This is a genomic window from uncultured Veillonella sp., from assembly GCF_900545795.1.
Taxonomy (GTDB): Bacteria; Bacillota; Negativicutes; order Veillonellales; family Veillonellaceae; genus Veillonella_A.
Map to the genome: position 1 here is coordinate 32,071 of NZ_URAR01000010.1, position 18,769 is coordinate 50,839.

Consider the following 18,769-nt stretch of genomic DNA (forward strand, 5'->3'; position numbering starts at 1 on the left):
CAATTTTAAAGATTTCAGGCAATATGCATTTAAATGAACTATTATCTAAATCTTAGCCCTATTCGCTAAAATAAACTCTTACTTAACGAGCATTGGCAATCCCTTCAAATACTTTGCCGCGAGAACCGTCTACGGTAACTACGTCGCCATCTTTAAGCACCGCTTCTGGTCGATCAGCACCGAGTACAACTGGAATGCCAAAGTTAATGCCTGCAATTGCCGTCGCTGACGTATATCCATCTTCAACTGCAATAATAGCACTAGCCATCTTAGCTAAGCCCATAAGTTCTGGTTCCAAGGAGCGAACGACTAAAATATCGCCAGCGCGGAATTTATCTTGTGCACCAGCTACATCTAAAGCCATGCATACACGGCCAGTTGCGGCCCCTTTGCCAATACCATTGCCTTTAATGATAGCTTTGCCTACTACATGTACGCGAATCATATTCGTAGTGCCAGATGAACCGGATGGAACACCAGCTGTAATCACTACTAAATCACCAGACTCAATACGGCCTTCCACTAAAGAAGCAGAGATAGCACTTTGTACCATTTCATCAGAGTTAGCATGTGGTGCACTCTTTACAGCTTCTACGCCCCAATATAATTGAACGCGGCGAATCGTTTCTTCATGCGGTGTAACCGCCAAAATGCGTGCATTCGGACGATTGCGAGCAATGCTCATAGCTGTCTTGCCACTTTCAGTGCAAGTAATCACCGCTGCTGCACCAAGGCTCTTCGCCACTGTTACTGTAGCATTACTAATGGCATCCGTAGTTTGCACTTCATCGAGATCAAGTTCATGATCAATATTGCAATATAAAGTAGAATGCTCTGTTACTTCTGCAATGCGCGCCATAGTTTGAACAGCTTCTACTGGATATTTACCGCCAGCAGTTTCGCCAGATAACATAACGGCATCAGTGCCGTCTAAAATCGCATTAGCCACGTCACTTGCTTCAGCGCGAGTTGGACGAGGATTTTGCGTCATAGATTCTAACATCTGAGTCGCTGTAATAACTGGTTTGCAAGCTTTGTTACATTTGCTAATCATCATTTTTTGAAGCACTGGCACTTCTTCAGCTGGAATCTCAACACCTAGGTCACCACGGGCTACCATGAGACCATCGGACATGCGTAAAATATCATCTAAATTATTAAGACCTTCTTCATTTTCAATTTTAGAAATAATCTTAATATCAGTACCTTCTTCTTCTAAGATACGGCGAATGGCCACAACATCACTACCGCGTTGCATAAAAGATGCCGCCACATAGTCTACACCCATTTGGCACCCAAAGCGAAGATCTGCTTTATCGCTTTCAGATACTGGTGGCAAGCTAAGCGGTACGCCTGGAACAGCAACGCGTTTGCGATCGCTCATAGGGCCACTATTCAAAATAGTAGTGTAAATTTCAGTGCCTTCAATTTTATCTACATGGAGTGTTACTAAACCATCAGATAATAAAATATTGCAACCTACTTTTACATCATCTACTAAGCCTTTATGATTTACGGAGCAAATTGTTTCATCACCTTCTACATCACGCATAGTGAGGGTAAATGGTTTGCCCGCTTCAAGCATGACTTTGCCAGCCTTAAATAAACCGAGACGGATTTCAGGGCCCTTAGTATCAAGCATGAGCGCCACAGGAATACCTGTTTTCTTGGACGCTTCACGAACAGCATTCATACGCTTTGTATGTTCATCATAACTGCCATGTGAAAAGTTAAAGCGCGCCACATTCATGCCCGATTCGAGCATGCGCTCCAATACGCCGGGCGCATCTGTGCTAGGTCCAATAGTACATACAATTTTAGTTCGTTTCATAATAGATTCCTCTCTTAAAGTCATAGTTGTGCTAAATTTTATGTATCCCCTCATAAAATTTTGAATAAGCTAACATACACTTTATGTCTATCTATCCCTTTATACAGAATATTATACAATACGAACTATACGATTTCTACACTATTGGGCCCTAAAATCTTCTCAATTTCACTGCAAATTTTTGGTCCCGGAGTGAAATAATACGCTTTTGCTACGCCCATACGTTTTTTCTGTCGATGTAAATAAAAGACTACCGGCACGGTTCCTTCCGCAGGTATGAGCAATTCTTTTAATTTAGCACTCGCTTCTGGTGTATCAAAGCCAGGGCGAATATGAAGGATAATTCCCTTCGCTTGATCATAAGCTCTCTTCAAGGGACCAATTTGGTCCGCAATGATTTGCACGCCTTTTTCATCCGCATCAATGCGCCCTGATACACGCACGGCCATATCCACCGCTAAATAAGCCTGACTCCGTTGATATGTTTGAGGGAACACCACGATGCTAGCAGAACCAGAGAAATCTTCCAACCGGATAATGGACATCAAATCATTGCGCCGCGTAATTTTATCTACCTTATCAACAATGAGTCCGCCCATAGTTACTGTTTTCTTATCATATTGTTCTGGATTGTCGTGCAAGCGACCTAATTCAAATAATGAGTTCAATTCCTCTTCATAGGCCGTCAAAGGATGGCCTGTAATATAAAAGCCAGTATATTCCTTTTCATCACGAAGTTTTTCTTCTTCTGGCAAATCTTCTAAATTAGGCGTCACCAATACTTCACTAGTAGCTCCTTCATCATCGCCAAAGAGGCTCATTGTTCCTAAAGCTTGGTCTTTTTGATACTTTTGTCCCAAGTTTTGAGCCATTTCATACATATGTAAGAGCTGGTTGCGATTTTCTTTGAAGCTATCCATGGCGCCACTACGAATTAAACTTTCTAATAAACGCTTATTCACCACTTTAGATTCTACGCGTTTACAAAAATCTAAAATTGAAGTGTAAAGGCCATTGCGCTCCCGTTCTTTTAGCAATGTTTCAATGGCATTGTCGCCCACACTCTTAACACCGCCAAGGCCAAAGCGAATAGCGCCATTTTGAACGGCAAAGGACTGTTCCCCATAATTAATATCAGGCCCCAAAACATCAACGCCATGCTTCTTACAAGCATTAATGTAATAGGTCAATTTATCTACATTGGTCATAAAGCTAGTCATCGTAGCAGCCATGAATTCAGGGAAGTAATGAGCCTTCAAATACGCTGTCTGATAAGCAATATAGGCATAGGCAGCGCTATGAGATTTGTTAAAACCATAGCCTGCAAAGTATACCAAGAGGTCAAATACTTCATTGGCAATGGATTCTTCAATGCCATTCTTCTGAGCCCCTTCTACGAAAGATTGACGTTGCGCTTTGAGAACAGATTCTTTTTTCTTCCCCATCGCACGGCGCATTAAATCCGCTTGACCTAAGGAGAAACCGCCCATAGCAGAAGCAATCTGCATAACCTGTTCTTGATATAAAATAACTCCAAAAGTATCTTTCAAAATAGGTTGTAATAGAGGATGCAAATAAGTAATTTCCATCTCTCCATGACGGCGTTTGATAAAGTCTTCCACCATGCCACTGCCTAAAGGGCCTGGACGGTACAATGCCACTAGCGGGATTAAATCTTCAAAATGCTCCGGTTTTAAATCCATCACAAGCTTAGTAATCCCTTCAGACTCTAGCTGGAACACCCCGGCTGTATCGCCTTTACAGAGAATATCGCAGGCTGCCTTGTCATCTAAAGGAATGCGATCTAAATCAATATCTATGCCATGATTTTCTTTAATAAGCTTCAATGCATCGCCCATAACGGTCAAAGTACGAAGCCCCAAAAAGTCCATTTTTAAAAGGCCCAGTTCTTCAATATTATCTTTATCATATTGCGTTACAAAGCCCGTATCACTGGCATTTTGCAAAGGTACATGTTCCTCTAAAGGCGCCGCTGAAATTACGACCCCTGCTGCATGCGTAGATGCATTGCGAGCAATGCCCTCTAGCTTTTGCCCATAATCAAAGAGCTCTTTCACTTGTGCATTAGTATCATAGAGCTGCTTTAACTCTTTCCCTTTTAAAGCCTTCTCCAAAGTAATGCCCAATTCATTGGGAATCATCTTGGCATATTTATTTACATCTTGCAATGGTAAATCGAGCACACGCCCCACATCACGAATAACGGCACGCGCTGCTTCTGTACCGAAAGTAATAATCTGAGCCACTCGCTCTTGCCCATATTTTTCTGTTACATAGTCAATAGCAAGACCACGCTTTTCATAGCAAAAGTCAATATCAATATCAGGCATGCTAATGCGTTCTGGATTTAAAAATCGTTCAAAGAGCAAATCATACTTCAATGGATCTAGGCCTGTAATCCCTAATAAATAAGCAACTACAGAGCCAGCCGCACTACCGCGACCAGGACCTACTAAAATATCATGTTCCCTTGCATAACGCACATAGTCCCATACGATGAGGAAGTAATCATCAAAGCCCATTTGCGCAATGACACCCAGTTCATAATCCAAGCGTTCCATCACATCAGGACGAGGCTCATCACCATAGAGACGAGGGATTTCTCGTTCGCAAAGATAGCGCAAATAAGAAGAAGCCGTTTCACCTTCTGGTACATCAAAACGAGGTAAATGATGTTCATCGAAGTTAAATTGTACATTACAGCGCTCCGCAATGCGCAACGTATTTTCCAAGGCTTCTGGCACATGCCCGAAGAGTTCCGCCATCTCATCGCCACTCTTCATATAAAATTGGTCATTAGGGAACTTCAAGCGATCTGTTTCCGCCACCTTTGCCCCTGTAGCAATGCACACTTTGATATCCTGTGCATCTGCATCTTCTTGTAGCACATAATGAAAGTCATTAGAGGCCACTAACCCTACGCCATATTCCTTGGCGAGATTAATCATCACCTCTTGTGCCTTAGCTTCCGCTGGTAGTCCATGATTTTGAATTTCTAAGAAGAAATTATTTGTCCCATATATATCAATATATTGCTCCAAAGCGCGCTTAGCACCGTCCACATTATCTTGTAAAATATATTGCGGAATTTCCCCTTGAATGCACGCACTCAAGGCAATAATGCCCTTGCTGTATTGACGTAATAATTCATGGTCTACACGAGGCTTACGGTAAAATCCTTCAGTAAAGCCGCGCGATACAATTTTAGTTAAATTTTGGTAACCTTCCATCGTTTCAGCTAACAAGATTAAATGCTTCAACCGTTCATTTTTACCATTTTGCATTTCCTTGGTAAAGCGGCTACCTTCTGTCACATACACTTCACAGCCCATAATAGGCTTAATTCCTGCACTAATAGCCTCTTTGTAAAAATAGATGGCACCGCACATATTACCATGGTCAGTAATCGCTAGCGCTGGCATATTTAGCTCTTTAGCGCGCGCCACCATCTGAGGTAGGCGACTAATGCCATCCTGCAAACTATATTCTGTATGTCCGTGCAAATGAACAAATGGTCTCATACCTTACCTCCCTCTAAAATAGGTATTTAACTCCTTCCGGATTTCCTTCCATCGAGGCATAAACTGAGCTACTACCGCCCAAAAACTGGGCGAATGGTTGGGATGAATCAAATGAGCAAATTCATGAACCATCACATATTGTAAAAAACGAATGGGACCGCTGAGTAATTGTTGGTTTATCATAATGCGCCCCAAAGCTGGTGAGCAAGAGCCCCAACGGGTCTTAGCCTTAGCGACACGAAACGTAGGGCGTTGAATATCATATCCGGCCCGAATAAAGGCTTCATATACAGCACCACCAACGCGAAGCACAACTTCTTCCATTAGACCTTGTAAAAACTCCGTCATAAGAGCCGCCTTCTCAGGCACACCCATGTGATCCTTTATAAACATATACAGTGTATCTGGCCGCGACTCACTCCAACTGACATAGGCCTTTCTACCTGGAGGTGAATAGCGCACCACAAGCGTCGCTACATGTCCCAGGATGCGAACTTTTTCACCATTTACATATTGTAAGCTCCGTCTTACCTTAGGCACTGCACGTGCTCTTGCTTTTCGCAAAAAGTCTTTATGTCCTTCTACAAACTCGCGCACAGTACTTACAGATGTTCTAAAAGGCACCGAAACAGAGACGGTGCCTTCAGAGTTAACACGAAGATTTAAATTTTTTACAGCCTTCCAGGTCACCGTATAGGGCACTGGTCGTCCATCAATAATAACTTCGTAATGTTCTATTTTTTTACTAGTGCTACGAGCTTGCAAATCTTGTCGTAGTCCACTCATACTTATTTGTTATTCTTAGCCGCTTTAGCACGAGCAGAACGATCAAGAATAGCCTTACGCATGCGAATATTCTTAGGTGTTACTTCAACGAGCTCATCATCATTAATCCATTCAAGAGCTTGTTCCAAGCTGAAAATGCGAGGTGGCACTAAGCGAACCGCTTCATCAGAGGAGCTAGAGCGCATGTTAGTAACATGTTTTTTCTTACATGGGTTAACATCCATGTCGGATTCACGAGTGTTTTCACCAATAATGCGGCCTGTATATACAGGTTCGTTTGGACCGATGAATAAAGTACCGCGATCTTGTACAGAGTTCAAGCCATATGGTGTAGTTTCGCCATCTTCAAAGGCTACCAAGGCACCGCGTGTACGGCCAGGGATATCACCTTTAAATGGTGCATAACCATGGAATACATGGTTCATAATACCATTACCTTTAGTGCTAGTTAAGAACTGTGCACGGAAACCGATTAAACCACGGGCAGGAATGATAAATTCCATACGAAGATAACCAGCTAATTCGTTCATGTTAATAAGTTCAGCTTTACGAGCGCCAAGGTTTTCCATAACAGTACCCATAAATTCTTGAGGTACGTCAATTGTTAAATATTCTAATGGTTCGCATAATTGGTCATTAATGCGTTTGTAAATTACGCGAGGTTTACCTACTTGTAATTCATAGCCTTCACGGCGCATAGTTTCGATAAGTACAGCTAAGTGCAATTCACCACGGCCAGATACTTTGAACGCATCTGGAGAATCTGTTTCTTCAACCTTCATAGACACATTAGTTTGTACTTCTTTGAACAAGCGATCACGTAAATGACGGCTTGTTACAAAATCACCTTCACGACCAGCAAATGGAGAGTTATTAACAGAGAACATCATAGCCAATGTTGGTTCGTCAATGGAGATTGATGGTAACGCTTCTGGATTTTCCACGTCAGCTACAGTTTCACCAATGTTGATATCTTCAATACCAACGAACGCAGCTATATCACCCATAGCTACTTCATCAGTTTCTACACGATTTAAGCCATTGTAAGTATATACGCGACCAACTTTTGCTTTACGAGTGCTTTCGCCATTCATAATTGCTACTTGTTGACCAGTTTTCAAACGACCACGAACTACGCGACCTACCGCAATTTTACCTACATATTCATCATAATCAAGAGTGGTTACCATGAATTGCAATGGGCCATCAATGTCGCCTTGTGGTGCTGGAATTTCTTTAATAAGCACTTCAAATAAAGGCTGCATATCTTTGCCTTCATCATCCATAGATGCTTTAGCAATGCCATCACGAGCAGATGCATACACTACTGGGAAGTCTAATTGGTCATCGTCAGCTTCAAGCTCCATGAACAATTCTAATACTTCGTCTTCTACTTCATGTACACGTTGGTCAGGACGGTCAATTTTGTTGATAACTACGATTGGTTTTAGTTTTTGTTCCAATGCTTTACGAAGTACGTATTTTGTTTGTGGCATTGGACCTTCAAAAGCGTCAACTAAAAGAAGTACACCGTCTACCATGTTAAGTACACGTTCTACTTCGCCACCAAAGTCAGCATGGCCTGGAGTGTCAACGATATTGATTTTTACGTCGTTATGCATAACAGCCGTATTTTTAGACAAAATAGTAATCCCGCGTTCACGTTCCAAATCATTGGAATCCATTACGCGTTCTGCCACTTTTTCATTTGCTCTGAAAATATGGCTTTGTTTTAACAATGCGTCCACCAAAGTTGTTTTACCATGGTCAACGTGTGCAATAATTGCAACATTACGAATATTTTCGCGAATCATGTAAGCCTCCCATTAAGCTACTATTTATACATTTTTATGAATACCCGAAAACAAAGGAGTTTCGGACTATCTTCATCCTTAAAGACAACAGTTAATTATAGCACAAAATCTATATATCGTCTATAGAACAGCACGATTTTATTGACATTGAACCATATGCGTTTATAGAATAAAGCAACGCATTGTATGAAGTTCTTTATAGGAACTTAGCAGCTTTCTAAAAATTCTTTCACCACAGGATTTTCTTTCATCGCTTCTATTTGCTCCGCATCAGGAATTTTAACCTTGTCACGGTCAAGATTAACTAAGCATAAAAAGCCTAAATAATCGCCTTTGTTAGCACGAAATTGGTGAATTGTATGACTCGGTACCTCTATAAAGTCACCAGCTTTTACATCAGTTACAATTTCACCTAATAAACATTGCCCCTCACCGCGGAAAATCATAACCATATGAGTGTGCTCATGATGTTCCAAAGTAGAATACCCACCTGGTTTTACTTCAAAATAGCGAAATTGGCAAGGAATATCAAAAGCGCCATTGAATAGCACCTGTCGTGTCACATCTTTAAATGGACTTCCATCTTGTTTATATACCAATGTATCTACATCCTCCCAGGTATAGCCTGTATCATCAAATCGCTTAATCATTCTTGCCCCCTATTATGACATTACAAACCTAAATAAAGCCCGCTGCTAAGCAACGGGCTTATACCTTCTTATTTAAATAGACGTTTCAACGTACCTACTAAGCCCCCATGTGTATGGGCCGCTTCAGATACAGAGGCTACATCAAAACCAGTTGCATCAATAGCCGCTGAAATAGCGTCAGCTGTCACTTTACTAGCATCATACGAAATTGTTACATCCTTAGTTTTTAAATCTACATCGGCAGACATAACACCAGGTAATCCTAATACCGCTGTTTTTACTGTATTTTCACAATTGCTACACATCATACCAGGAACATTAAAAACTTGTTGATGTGCATGGCCAGTACTGCCGCAACCACAATCTTTACACATAAGTCTAAGACCTCCTCAAAAGTAGCTCCAAAGGCCCCTCACAGTCATTGTGGGGGCCTTTCATGAGCAGATAAATTATTCAACCTCTTTGTGCTTTTTCTCGTTCACTTCGCCTGCTTCCACATCAATTGTTTCCGTCTTGGCAACGTCAGATACTTTTGCATCAGTTTTCTTTTTATCAGAACTTACTGCATCTTTAAATTCATTGATGCCCTTGCCGATGGCTTTGCCTACTTCTGGTAGCTTACCTGGGCCGAATACAACTAATGCAATCACTAGCACTAAAATTAACTCTTGGGTGCCGAAATTAAACATATGCTTCACCTCGTTTAGCTACTAACAACTACGTCCATCACTTCTTACTCTTACAGTGTACCACGAAAAGAAGTTCTATGGCTATAGAATCATAATAGCGAATTTTCATTTCAAATATATTATTTTATCAAAGGGGGTATATACTGCTTGCAGGCTCATCCCCTAAATCTGTTAAGCTTTTTTAGCCGCCTTATCCACGTACCATTCTACTACATCTTGAGAGAGTACGGCCCCTGGTAATACATGGCCTATGCGTTCTTGCCAAGTTTCATCAGCATAATCCTGGCGCTGACGAAGCACGCGAGATAGAGCACTCGCTTTAGAATCCCCTACAACTGTAAACCACACATGCTTAGCTTTAGATAAAAATGGGAAGGTCATAGTCACGCGCTCCCATACCTTGCCATCTAACACTGGAGCAATCTTGCGGTCTTCCACATGTAAGGCCTGCGATTTGGAAAATAAAGACGCCGTATGACCATCGTCACCAAGCCCTAAGAGAGCCAAGTCTAAGGAATCTTTTTCACATGCTCTAAGCACCATATCTACTTCTTTTTCATATGCATCAGCTGCTTCTTCTACAGTGCCATCATTCGTTGGTACTGGATAGAAATGACAGCTTGAGCCAATATTTCCAAATAAGCGCTCTTTGGCACGGCCAAAGTTATTATCAGGATCGCTATGTGGTACAAAGCGCTCATCCACCCATAAGAAGAAAATATTCTCCCAATCAAGCTTTGTACGATATTCATCTGTATTAAGCAATTCAAACAAAGTATTTGGCGTAGTTCCACCTGAAATAGCCACTACACAAGAGCCAGTCTCTTTAATACAAGCCTCTGTAAAGGCCATAAAAGATTTTGCCACTTCCTCTGCTACTTGCTGTGGCGTATCAAACATATGAATTAAATCTTGCGCCATGATAAAGAGCCTCCTTCTAGAATTTCATTTGCTTCCTTAGGACCTTCACTGAACGATGGATAGAAGCAAAGTGGCACTGCATCAAGATTTGCTTCCCAAGCATTTAATAATGGCATGAACAATTTCCAAGACGCTTCCACCGTATCATTGCGAACAAAGAGCGTTTGGTCACCTAATAATGCATCTAAAATTAAGCGTTCATATGCATCTGGAATATCAACCCCCTGCATAAAATCACTATAAGAGAAGTCCATCTCCAAGGTATTCACACAAAGCTTTGAGCCTGGTGATTTCACTTCAATAGATAGGCCCATCCCTTCATGGGGCTGCATGCGAAGTAACAAGACATTTTGATTAAAATCTTTTGGACGAATTGGTTTAAAAATAGAATGAGGAATTGGCTTAAAGGTAATCGCAATTTCACTGGATTTCTTAGGCAAGCGTTTACCGGTACGCATATAAAATGGTACGCCACGCCAGCGCCAGTTATCTACAAAGAGTTTTAACGCTACATATGTTTCCGTCTGAGAACGCGGTGCTACCCCTTCCTCTTTACGATACCCAAGGGCTGGATTTTCTGGATCTACCGACTCTACATATTGACCACGTACAGACATATGACCTAAATCTTGCCCTTCCAATGGTCTAATAGAAGAGATTAACTTCGCAATTTCATCGCGATATGCATCAGCTTCAAATATCGCTGGTGGCTCCATAGCGATTAAGGAAAGCATCTGAATCATATGATTTTGGAACATATCTCGTAAGGCCCCGGCCTTATCATAATAACCAGCACGCTTTTCTACGCCCAACTCTTCAGCTACGGTAATCTCAACCTTTTCAATGTAGGTATGATTCCACAGCGGTTCAAAAATAGAATTAGCAAAGCGGAGCATCAAAATATTTTGTACTGTTTCTTTACCTAAATAATGGTCAATACGATATGTTTGAGACTCTTTAATGTACTGCTTTAACGCCTGATCAAGAGCCACAGCACTTTCTAAATCATGACCAAATGGCTTTTCAATAATAACGCGTTTCCAACCATCGGTCTCATCAAGAAGGCCTTCTTCATGCAAGCCTTTTACGATTGGTTCAAACATGGCTGGTGGCATAGCTAAATAAAAGAGAGCATTATGCTCTGTGCCATGCTGACCAGTAACACGATCTAACTCTTCATCCAAGCGAGCAAAGGTATCAGGTTCTGTATATTGACCAGCTACATAGGAAAATCGTTCAATAAATGATTCATCTAAAGAACCTTCTCCGTTTAAAGATTGGCGCACTTCTTCCTGAAATTCTTCATTGCTCATCTCTGTACGCGCTACACCAACTACGGCAAATTGCTCAGGCAATAAATTGCGCTTGTACAAAGCAAAAATAGCGGGTAATAATTTACGCTTAGTCAAATCACCAGAGGCGCCAAAGATTACAATAGCACCTGGTCCGGGTGCTGTATCGATACAAAGTTGCTCACGGCAATTATATGAAACTGTCATTGGTCCTGCACTCATTATAAATAATCTCCCATACTTCTCAATAACATTTAACTTTCAATAATATTAACATTTAGTTTTTAATAATCTTCAATAGCATTTAATGTTTAAAAACAATTAATAACATATTAATCGTTACCTATATTATACACTATTAAGCAATAGGTATAACATATTCCATGCATATTAATAGAATGTTTTCTATCCATAATAATATATCTTTATCATAGCATAAGGCCGTTCGTATGTCATCAAAAAAGCACGAGTCTACTAGACTCGTACTTCTTTGTTAAACGTGTGTTTGTTTTGATTTTGTTTTGGTTTTGTTATGCATTTAAATTAAGATGTTTAATATATTTTTGACTTTCATCAAAAGCAGTTGTTTTAAATTTTAGCATACTAGTTTGTAACTTCTATATAGTTAGGATTAATATAGTCCTTCATACTGATTAAAGATCCAATATGTTCTACCACTATGATAATAGCAAGGGCCCACATAGAATGACCGCCGCCAAGTCCTACCAACGGAGCCGCTAAAGCACCTGCTAAGAAAGAGATAACACCTAGTAAACCAGATGCACTACCGGACAGACCTTTTTGTGAATTAACGCCACCAGAAAAACTCAACGGCAAGGTAATACCACAAGTACTAATTAACAGCATCAAGACAATCATAATCATCCAAGGACTTTCAGGTTGCATCACTTCGACTAAGATAATTAAGAAGCCTACAAATAAGCCGGCAACATTACCATACCATAATATTTTGTCTTCCCCGACTGTTTTGCAAAGACGTCCAAATACTTGAGCCGAAATAGCCAAACAAGCGGAGCAAATACCAAAGAAAATACTAAACTCAGTTGGCGTTAATGTGTAAATTTCTTCTAAAATAAAAGGGGAGCCACTAATATAGGCGAATAAGCCCATAGAGGCGAAACCTTGTATCAACAAATAACCGCGATATTGAGGAATATTCCAAAGGGTTTTCATGCCTTTTAACGAAGCAGAAAGACCACCAGTAATACGTTGTTCTGGCGCTAAAGTTTCAGGCAAGCTAACCATAGTCCAAACAGCCCCAATAACACCGCAAATACCTAAAACAATAAAAATTGCTTGCCAATCAAAAGCCTGTAGAATGAGTCCCCCTAATACGGGACCAGCAATCGGTACTACAGACGCAATCAGTACAAGTAATGCGATAAACTGTGTCAATTTATTACCTTCATACGTATCACACGCAATGGAACGGGCTAACACGATACAGCCTGCACCTGCTAAGCCTTGCACAAATCGCCAAAACAAGAACATTCCAAGGGAACCTGATGTAGCACATAAAAAGGATGCTATAGCAAAACCACCAAAGGATACAATAGCAGGCTTTTTACGTCCAATTTCATCACTCCAAGGCCCCATCAAGACTTGCCCTAAGGCGAGTCCAATAAAACATGTGGTCAAACTTAATTGTACCCCCGCTGCCGTACTTCCTAATTCAGAAGCAATGGTTGGCAAGCCGGGGATATAAATATCTGTACTTAATGGCCCAATGGCGGCCATAAAACCTAATAAACATATAACAACTATATTCATTTTATACACTACCTCCTATTGATTACATACTTAGTATAACAAGATATAGCGTATCCGTATAATACCAAAAGCAGCCTCATAGTATAACAAAATTGTTATACCAGAGACTGCTTTTTTAGTTAAACATTTATATGTTTATAACCTTTATAGCTTTATCATAGTCATAGCTTTATTGTAATCATGATATTTCTATTATAGCTATAGCATTTATATTATAACTATAGCCTAGGCATATCATCATAAGCGATACGACTCTATGCCAAATGACCTATATACCCTGTCTAATCAAGAGTCTACTCATAAGACCTATTTTATAAAGTCTTCATCACTCACAAACTATTGAGCTGCATTCATAGATTGACGCATTTCATGTACAAGCTTTCGTATAATGCACACTAACCCAAGTATCTCAAATTAACTATATTTACTTCAAATATTTCAAACTCAAACATTTTAGTTTAAGTCTTGAAGACTAAGATATTTTAACTAAGATGTTTTTACTAAGCTCTTTTTACTAAACTCTTTTTACTAATATATTTTTACTCCTACCAAGACATAAAAAAGAAACCCCACAAACACGAGGTTTGTAGGGTTTGCAATTTATAAATATTAACGTTTCGAGAACTGAGACGCTTTACGAGCTTTCTTAAGACCGTATTTTTTACGTTCTTTCATACGTGGGTCACGAGTCAAGAAACCAGCTTTTTTAAGGGATTGACGAAGTTCACCATCAACACCTAATAAAGCACGAGAGATGCCGTGACGAATTGCACCAGCTTGGCCAGATGGGCCGCCACCAGAAACGTCAGCGATAACATCATATTGTTCCACAGTGCCTGTTAACACTAATGGTTGTTTAATAATTAATTCCAAAGTTTTACGACCAAAGTAATCGTTAAGATCACGTTTGTTGATTGTAACTTTGCCTGTGCCCGGTACCAGACGAACTCTGGCAACGGAAGATTTTCTACGACCTGTACCGTAGTACTGAGCTACTGCCATGTATATGTTCCTCCTCCCGGTGATTACCGAATATCAAATTCCAAAACTTCAGGTTTTTGAGCTGCATGTGGATGCTCTGCACCAGCGTAAACATTAAGTTTACGGTAAATTTGAGCACCTAGCTTGTTTTTAGGAAGCATACCACGAACTGCCATTTCAACAACGCGTTCTGGATGTTTTTCTAACATGCTACCAGCAGTAACAAAAGTGGATCCGCCTGGATAACCAGAATGACGGAAATAAGTTTTTTGTAATAATTTTTTACCTGTTAAACGAACTTTTTCAGCGTTGATTACGATAACATGGTCACCAGTATCAACATGTGGTGTAAAAGTTGGTTTATTTTTGCCCCGAAGAACTTTAGCTACTTCGGCAGCAAGGCGTCCTAAAGTTTTACCTTCAGCGTCAACAACATACCATTTCCGTTCTACAGTGTTCGGATTGGCCATATATGTAGTTTTCATGCTGCTAATTCCTCCTCATAACGACTACTTCACCAAAAAGCATCATGCTCTCCTTCCGGGGCTAATGGAATAAGATACAAATGCTTACCGAAATATTATACTCAACTTACACTAGGTATGTCAAGCTATTTCTTCCCATATTTTCAATATATACGACTTTTAGCTTATTCTTCGACGCGATTGCGACCAATAATGCGCACTTCTGTCTCTAGCTTAACGCCATGAGCCTTTTCTACCCGTGATTGCACTTCGCGGATTACTTGAAGCACGTCACTGGCACTGGCTTCGCCCTTATTTACAACAAAGCCTGCATGTTTAGTAGACACTTCCGCATCACCACATGCTAATCCTTTTAAGCCAGTCTGCTCGATTAAAGTCCCCGCATAATAGCCTGTAGGGCGCTTGAAAGTAGAGCCAGCACTAGCATATTCTAATGGTTGCTTACTGGTGCGTCGCTCTGTCAAATCCTCCATGGCAGCTAAAATATCAGCCTGCACACCTGGAGCTAAATCAATTTCCACTTCAGCCACAATCTCATGACTTTCATGAAAGCGGCTATGACGATAAGCAAACTCTAAGTCTTGTATAGAATATTCATTAATTTGCCCCGTAAGACTAACAGCCCTCACTTTAGTGACTACTTGGCTCATTTCGCCACCATAAGCACCTGCATTCATAAATACAGCACCGCCTAAAGTCCCCGGGATGCCAATAGCAAATTCAAGGCCCGTCAAAGAATTGTTATAGGCAAATTCCGATACTTCTTTAAGCATAAACCCAGAGCTAACCAATAGCGAGTGCCCTTTACAATCAAGGGTTTCCTTCATATGACATAGAGAGACTACGACGCCTTGAATGCCACCATCTAAAACGAGCACATTAGAACCGCTCCCTAAAATAGTCAAGGGAATGTCTGCCTTGGCCACAGCTTGCATAGTCTGGCTTAGCTCAGTTAATGTTCGCGGCATAATAAATAAATCTGCTGGTCCACCAATTTTAAAGGTCGTATGCTCTTTTAAAGGCTCATTTCTAAGTATTTGCTCCGCCCCTAATAGAGGACTTAGCTCTTCATATAATACTTCAAGCTTATTTTTTAGCATTTTCTAGTATTTTCATTCCTTCTGTAATTGGTTCACTGATAATGCGATAAATGTCATTGGATACTTGGCTCCAACGCACATGAGCTTGTAAGTATTTTTGAGCGCTTGGATTAGCTTGAATCATAGGCATTAATTCTTCTTGTTTTTTAGCGAATTCTTCCGCTTCAGGAGCTTCTGCCATTTTAGCATATTCCCATTGCATTTGTTGTACTAAGAAGCGTTCCACTAAGCCTTTTGCCACACCATTGTCTTCTACTTCCTTAGTGGCCTCCATAAGCTCTTTGTATTCTTCACTTTCACGCATCGCTTTTTGTAATTCATAAGCCTTATCGTAATTCATAATAATCCACCTTTCATATGTAATATAATTTATATTAAAGTCATTCCATCACAAGATGAGTCTTATAAAGACTCCACACTAGGTACTCCAGCACCTAAATTCTTCAAGTCAGGGAAATTTAATTGACGCATAGCCTCGTAAGCTATAATGGCCACAGAATTGGACAAGTTCAAAGATCGCGCCTCATCTACCATAGGGATGCGAATGCAAGTATCCAAATTAGCAGCAATTAAATCTTCTGGCAAGCCTTTAGTTTCCTTACCAAATACCAACATGTCGCCTATTTCATACTTCATCTCTGCATAGGTATGTTTAGCTTTAGTTGTGGCATAAAAATAGCGACGATCAGGATAAGCATCATATACTTCTTGTAGATTTTCATGCACCTGTACATCTACTAAATGCCAATAATCAAGGCCTGCACGTTTTAAATATTTATCATCAATAGAAAAACCCAACGGCTTTACTAAGTGCAAAGTCATGTGATTCGCTGCACATAGCCTAGCAATATTGCCTGTATTTCCTGGGATTTCTGGTTCTACTAATACGATTTCCATTAATAAACCTTCTTTTTTCAAAATTATCTAACATCTTATTTTACCTAATTATAGGCTGAGCTTCAAGCTAAATTTAGCTCTTTACTCTTCAGTGCGCTTAAAATGGCCACTCTTGCCGCCCATTTTTTCTACTAAATATACAGGCCCCATGACCATGTGCTTATCAATGGCTTTACACATGTCATATACTGTAAGAAGCCCTACTTGTACCGCTGTAAGAGCTTCCATCTCTACACCTGTACGTCCTTTTGTCTTTACAGTAGCCTCAATGCGCACAGCACGACGAATTTGATCGAGCTCACAAACTACATTCACATTCGTCAAGGCCAAAGGATGGCATAGAGGAATAAGATTTGATGTCTGCTTTGCCCCCATAATGGCAGCCAATTGAGCTACAGCAAGTACATCACCTTTCTTTACCATGCCGAGTTCAATCCGCTTATAAATATCCTCACTAATAGAGATAAATCCTTCCGCTACCGCGACACGCTCAGTAATGTCTTTGGCCCCCACATCAACCATGCGCGCATTTCCTTGCTCATCAAAATGTGTTAACTCCATGTATATATCCTTCCTTCGTTATATCTAATATTTTAGATTTATGGTATACTTAATACATATAATTATATTATACATTACACAAAGGAGGTTTTTCCATGCGCGTAACACTTACCTATTACGGCCATTCTACTTTTATGCTCTCTCAAGGTGATGTATCCATCGTATTTGATCCATTTTTCAATGGCAATACCTGGAATATTGCTGAGCCAAAAGATATTAAATGTCAATATATTTTTGTAAGTCACGGCCATGATGACCATTATGGCGATGCTGATGAAATCGGCAAGGCCAATGATGCTTTACTCATCTCCACAGCTGAAATAGCCCACAAAGCAAGCGAAGCAGGACTCCGTGCGCATGCCATGCACCTCGGTGGCAAATATGATTTTGAATTCGGCTCCATCCGCATCACACCAGCCTTCCACGGCGCTGGTATTCCTGGAGGACATGCAGCTGGTTGCATTATCAATTTCTATGGCAAAACAGTGTATTTCGCAGGTGACACCGCCTTCTTTAGCGATATGAAATACCTCAATCGCTTTGGCCAAATCGACTATGCCTTGCTCCCAATTGGCGATAATTTTACTATGGGCGTAGAAGATGCCCTCTTAGCAGCATCTGTCATTAAAGCGAATACAACAATTCCAATTCACTATAAAACTTGGCCTTTAATCGACAAGGACCCTCATGAATTTGTAAACACCTTACAAAGCGAATACAAACAAGCCGGCCTTGTTGTTGATCCAGGTTCGACTATCGAGCTATAAGCCAAGAAAGCAGCACACCTTACCGAAGATCTTTAAATAAGATAATTCTTAATATGTAAAGGCCTGCCTCACTTCATTTGTATCCAATATAGAAAATATTCTATTGTATAAAACAAAAAGCACTTCTCCTAGCAGGACGGAATGTCTCCGCCACTAAGAGAAGTGCTTATTTTTTTACACACCGTAGCCTATTGGCCATCCTTAGGCTCATCTGCTGTTGAACCAAGTTTCTCAAAAAAAGTCTGTAATAATTTCTTCAATTGTTGTCTCTGCGAAGGCTTCAACACATAAGTTTCACCACTAAATGCAACCTCTTTGTTTTTTATTGCTGCCCACAAATCGATAATCGGCGATATAGTGGAATCTACTTCCGCCAATTCATCCAAAGAAACACCATAATACAAAGCCAGCTGTTTTAATGTTTCTAAATCAGGTTCCCTATAGCCTGTTTCATAGTTAGACAATGCTGCATTGCTAATACCAATGCTAGCTGCTACTTCTAGCTGACTCTTCCCCGTTCTTACTCGAGCTCTTTTAAGATTTTTATATAACGCCATACTTACCGCCCCACTCCATTGGCTATAATACTACATGGTAAGAGATGAACTCTCTTTCTATTATAACCCGATTTTGAAAAACAGTTAAGTAAAATATTGCGTATT

At 40.5% G+C, this 18,769-nt stretch carries 18 protein-coding genes; 1 reads left to right on the forward strand and 17 read right to left on the reverse strand.

Annotation, left to right across the window (positions count from 1 at the left end; genetic code table 11):
• Positions 1-82: 82 nt before the first annotated feature.
• The 16 genes from pyk to moaC form a co-directional block, all read right to left on the reverse strand.
• Positions 83-1,831, reverse strand: coding sequence for a pyruvate kinase (gene pyk / locus QZR90_RS05965; RefSeq protein ID WP_295789827.1), 1,749 nt, complete (start codon positions 1,829-1,831; stop codon positions 83-85).
• 125 nt (positions 1,832-1,956) lie between these two features.
• Positions 1,957-5,373, reverse strand: coding sequence for a DNA polymerase III subunit alpha (locus QZR90_RS05970; protein WP_295789830.1), 3,417 nt, complete (start codon positions 5,371-5,373; stop codon positions 1,957-1,959).
• 3 nt (positions 5,374-5,376) lie between these two features.
• Positions 5,377-6,159 carry a M48 family metallopeptidase gene (locus tag QZR90_RS05975; RefSeq protein ID WP_295789832.1) on the reverse strand — a complete coding sequence of 261 codons (783 nt, stop codon included), beginning with the start codon at positions 6,157-6,159 and terminating at the stop codon, positions 5,377-5,379.
• Positions 6,160-6,161: 2 nt separating this feature from the next.
• Positions 6,162-7,973: a translational GTPase TypA gene (gene typA / locus QZR90_RS05980; protein ID WP_295789834.1), complete on the reverse strand. Its 1,812-nt coding sequence runs from the start codon at positions 7,971-7,973 to the stop codon at positions 6,162-6,164.
• 206 nt (positions 7,974-8,179) lie between these two features.
• A complete protein-coding gene (locus QZR90_RS05985; RefSeq protein WP_295789837.1) occupies positions 8,180-8,623 on the reverse strand; it encodes a cupin domain-containing protein in 444 nt (147 codons plus the stop codon).
• Positions 8,624-8,691: 68 nt separating this feature from the next.
• On the reverse strand, positions 8,692-8,997 hold the full coding sequence (locus QZR90_RS05990; protein ID WP_295789839.1) for a heavy-metal-associated domain-containing protein: 306 nt from the start codon (positions 8,995-8,997) through the stop codon (positions 8,692-8,694).
• A 75-nt stretch (positions 8,998-9,072) separates the two neighbouring features.
• A complete protein-coding gene (gene tatA, locus QZR90_RS05995; RefSeq protein ID WP_295789841.1) occupies positions 9,073-9,312 on the reverse strand; it encodes a twin-arginine translocase TatA/TatE family subunit in 240 nt (79 codons plus the stop codon).
• 171 nt (positions 9,313-9,483) lie between these two features.
• The gene (gene pgl / locus QZR90_RS06000) at positions 9,484-10,233 is read right to left on the reverse strand and encodes a 6-phosphogluconolactonase (RefSeq protein ID WP_295789844.1); all 750 of its coding nucleotides are present in this window, start codon (positions 10,231-10,233) and stop codon (positions 9,484-9,486) included.
• Positions 10,218-11,747 (reverse strand): glucose-6-phosphate dehydrogenase, encoded by a 1,530-nt coding sequence (gene zwf, locus QZR90_RS06005; protein WP_295789845.1) that lies wholly within the window; start codon positions 11,745-11,747, stop codon positions 10,218-10,220. Before zwf ends, pgl begins: the two co-directional genes overlap by 16 nt.
• A 381-nt stretch (positions 11,748-12,128) precedes the next feature.
• Complete coding sequence (locus QZR90_RS06010; protein ID WP_295789847.1) at positions 12,129-13,316, reverse strand: multidrug effflux MFS transporter; 1,188 nt, start codon at positions 13,314-13,316, stop codon at positions 12,129-12,131.
• Positions 13,317-13,925: 609 nt separating this feature from the next.
• Positions 13,926-14,318: a 30S ribosomal protein S9 gene (gene rpsI / locus QZR90_RS06015; protein WP_295789849.1), complete on the reverse strand. Its 393-nt coding sequence runs from the start codon at positions 14,316-14,318 to the stop codon at positions 13,926-13,928.
• Between the two features lie 23 nt (positions 14,319-14,341).
• Positions 14,342-14,782: a 50S ribosomal protein L13 gene (rplM, locus tag QZR90_RS06020; RefSeq protein ID WP_295789851.1), complete on the reverse strand. Its 441-nt coding sequence runs from the start codon at positions 14,780-14,782 to the stop codon at positions 14,342-14,344.
• Between the two features lie 164 nt (positions 14,783-14,946).
• Positions 14,947-15,882 (reverse strand): UDP-N-acetylmuramate dehydrogenase, encoded by a 936-nt coding sequence (murB, locus tag QZR90_RS06025; protein WP_295789853.1) that lies wholly within the window; start codon positions 15,880-15,882, stop codon positions 14,947-14,949.
• Complete coding sequence (locus QZR90_RS06030) at positions 15,869-16,222, reverse strand: YlbF family regulator (RefSeq protein WP_295789855.1); 354 nt, start codon at positions 16,220-16,222, stop codon at positions 15,869-15,871. Before QZR90_RS06030 ends, murB begins: the two co-directional genes overlap by 14 nt.
• Positions 16,223-16,284: 62 nt before the next feature.
• The gene (gene trmL / locus QZR90_RS06035; protein ID WP_295789856.1) at positions 16,285-16,779 is read right to left on the reverse strand and encodes a tRNA (uridine(34)/cytosine(34)/5-carboxymethylaminomethyluridine(34)-2'-O)-methyltransferase TrmL; all 495 of its coding nucleotides are present in this window, start codon (positions 16,777-16,779) and stop codon (positions 16,285-16,287) included.
• An 81-nt stretch (positions 16,780-16,860) separates the two neighbouring features.
• The gene (gene moaC, locus QZR90_RS06040) at positions 16,861-17,340 is read right to left on the reverse strand and encodes a cyclic pyranopterin monophosphate synthase MoaC (protein ID WP_295789857.1); all 480 of its coding nucleotides are present in this window, start codon (positions 17,338-17,340) and stop codon (positions 16,861-16,863) included.
• 95 nt (positions 17,341-17,435) lie between these two features.
• On the opposite strand from moaC, the gene QZR90_RS06045 reads away from it, so the two are divergent.
• On the forward strand, positions 17,436-18,107 hold the full coding sequence (locus tag QZR90_RS06045) for a metal-dependent hydrolase (RefSeq protein ID WP_295789858.1): 672 nt from the start codon (positions 17,436-17,438) through the stop codon (positions 18,105-18,107).
• Positions 18,108-18,295: 188 nt separating this feature from the next.
• Here the strand turns inward: QZR90_RS06045 and QZR90_RS06050 are convergent, their stop codons facing one another.
• Positions 18,296-18,664 carry a helix-turn-helix domain-containing protein gene (locus tag QZR90_RS06050; RefSeq protein WP_295789859.1) on the reverse strand — a complete coding sequence of 123 codons (369 nt, stop codon included), beginning with the start codon at positions 18,662-18,664 and terminating at the stop codon, positions 18,296-18,298.
• Positions 18,665-18,769: the final 105 nt, after the last annotated feature.

Coding starts and splice junctions, on each gene's coding strand:
- QZR90_RS06050 (WP_295789859.1), bottom strand. CDS start 18,664: ATGGCGTTATATAAAAATCTTAAAAGAGCTCGAGTAAGAACGGGGAAG.
- pyk (WP_295789827.1), bottom strand. CDS start 1,831: ATGAAACGAACTAAAATTGTATGTACTATTGGACCTAGCACAGATGCG.
- tatA (WP_295789841.1), bottom strand. CDS start 9,312: ATGTTTAATTTCGGCACCCAAGAGTTAATTTTAGTGCTAGTGATTGCA.
- QZR90_RS05985 (WP_295789837.1), bottom strand. CDS start 8,623: ATGATTAAGCGATTTGATGATACAGGCTATACCTGGGAGGATGTAGAT.
- pgl (WP_295789844.1), bottom strand. CDS start 10,233: ATGGCGCAAGATTTAATTCATATGTTTGATACGCCACAGCAAGTAGCA.
- QZR90_RS06010 (WP_295789847.1), bottom strand. CDS start 13,316: ATGAATATAGTTGTTATATGTTTATTAGGTTTTATGGCCGCCATTGGG.
- rpsI (WP_295789849.1), bottom strand. CDS start 14,318: ATGGCAGTAGCTCAGTACTACGGTACAGGTCGTAGAAAATCTTCCGTT.
- rplM (WP_295789851.1), bottom strand. CDS start 14,782: ATGAAAACTACATATATGGCCAATCCGAACACTGTAGAACGGAAATGG.
- murB (WP_295789853.1), bottom strand. CDS start 15,882: ATGCTAAAAAATAAGCTTGAAGTATTATATGAAGAGCTAAGTCCTCTA.
- zwf (WP_295789845.1), bottom strand. CDS start 11,747: ATGAGTGCAGGACCAATGACAGTTTCATATAATTGCCGTGAGCAACTT.
- QZR90_RS06030 (WP_295789855.1), bottom strand. CDS start 16,222: ATGAATTACGATAAGGCTTATGAATTACAAAAAGCGATGCGTGAAAGT.
- typA (WP_295789834.1), bottom strand. CDS start 7,973: ATGATTCGCGAAAATATTCGTAATGTTGCAATTATTGCACACGTTGAC.
- trmL (WP_295789856.1), bottom strand. CDS start 16,779: ATGGAAATCGTATTAGTAGAACCAGAAATCCCAGGAAATACAGGCAAT.
- moaC (WP_295789857.1), bottom strand. CDS start 17,340: ATGGAGTTAACACATTTTGATGAGCAAGGAAATGCGCGCATGGTTGAT.
- QZR90_RS06045 (WP_295789858.1), top strand. CDS start 17,436: ATGCGCGTAACACTTACCTATTACGGCCATTCTACTTTTATGCTCTCT.
- QZR90_RS05990 (WP_295789839.1), bottom strand. CDS start 8,997: ATGTGTAAAGATTGTGGTTGCGGCAGTACTGGCCATGCACATCAACAA.
- QZR90_RS05975 (WP_295789832.1), bottom strand. CDS start 6,159: ATGAGTGGACTACGACAAGATTTGCAAGCTCGTAGCACTAGTAAAAAA.
- QZR90_RS05970 (WP_295789830.1), bottom strand. CDS start 5,373: ATGAGACCATTTGTTCATTTGCACGGACATACAGAATATAGTTTGCAG.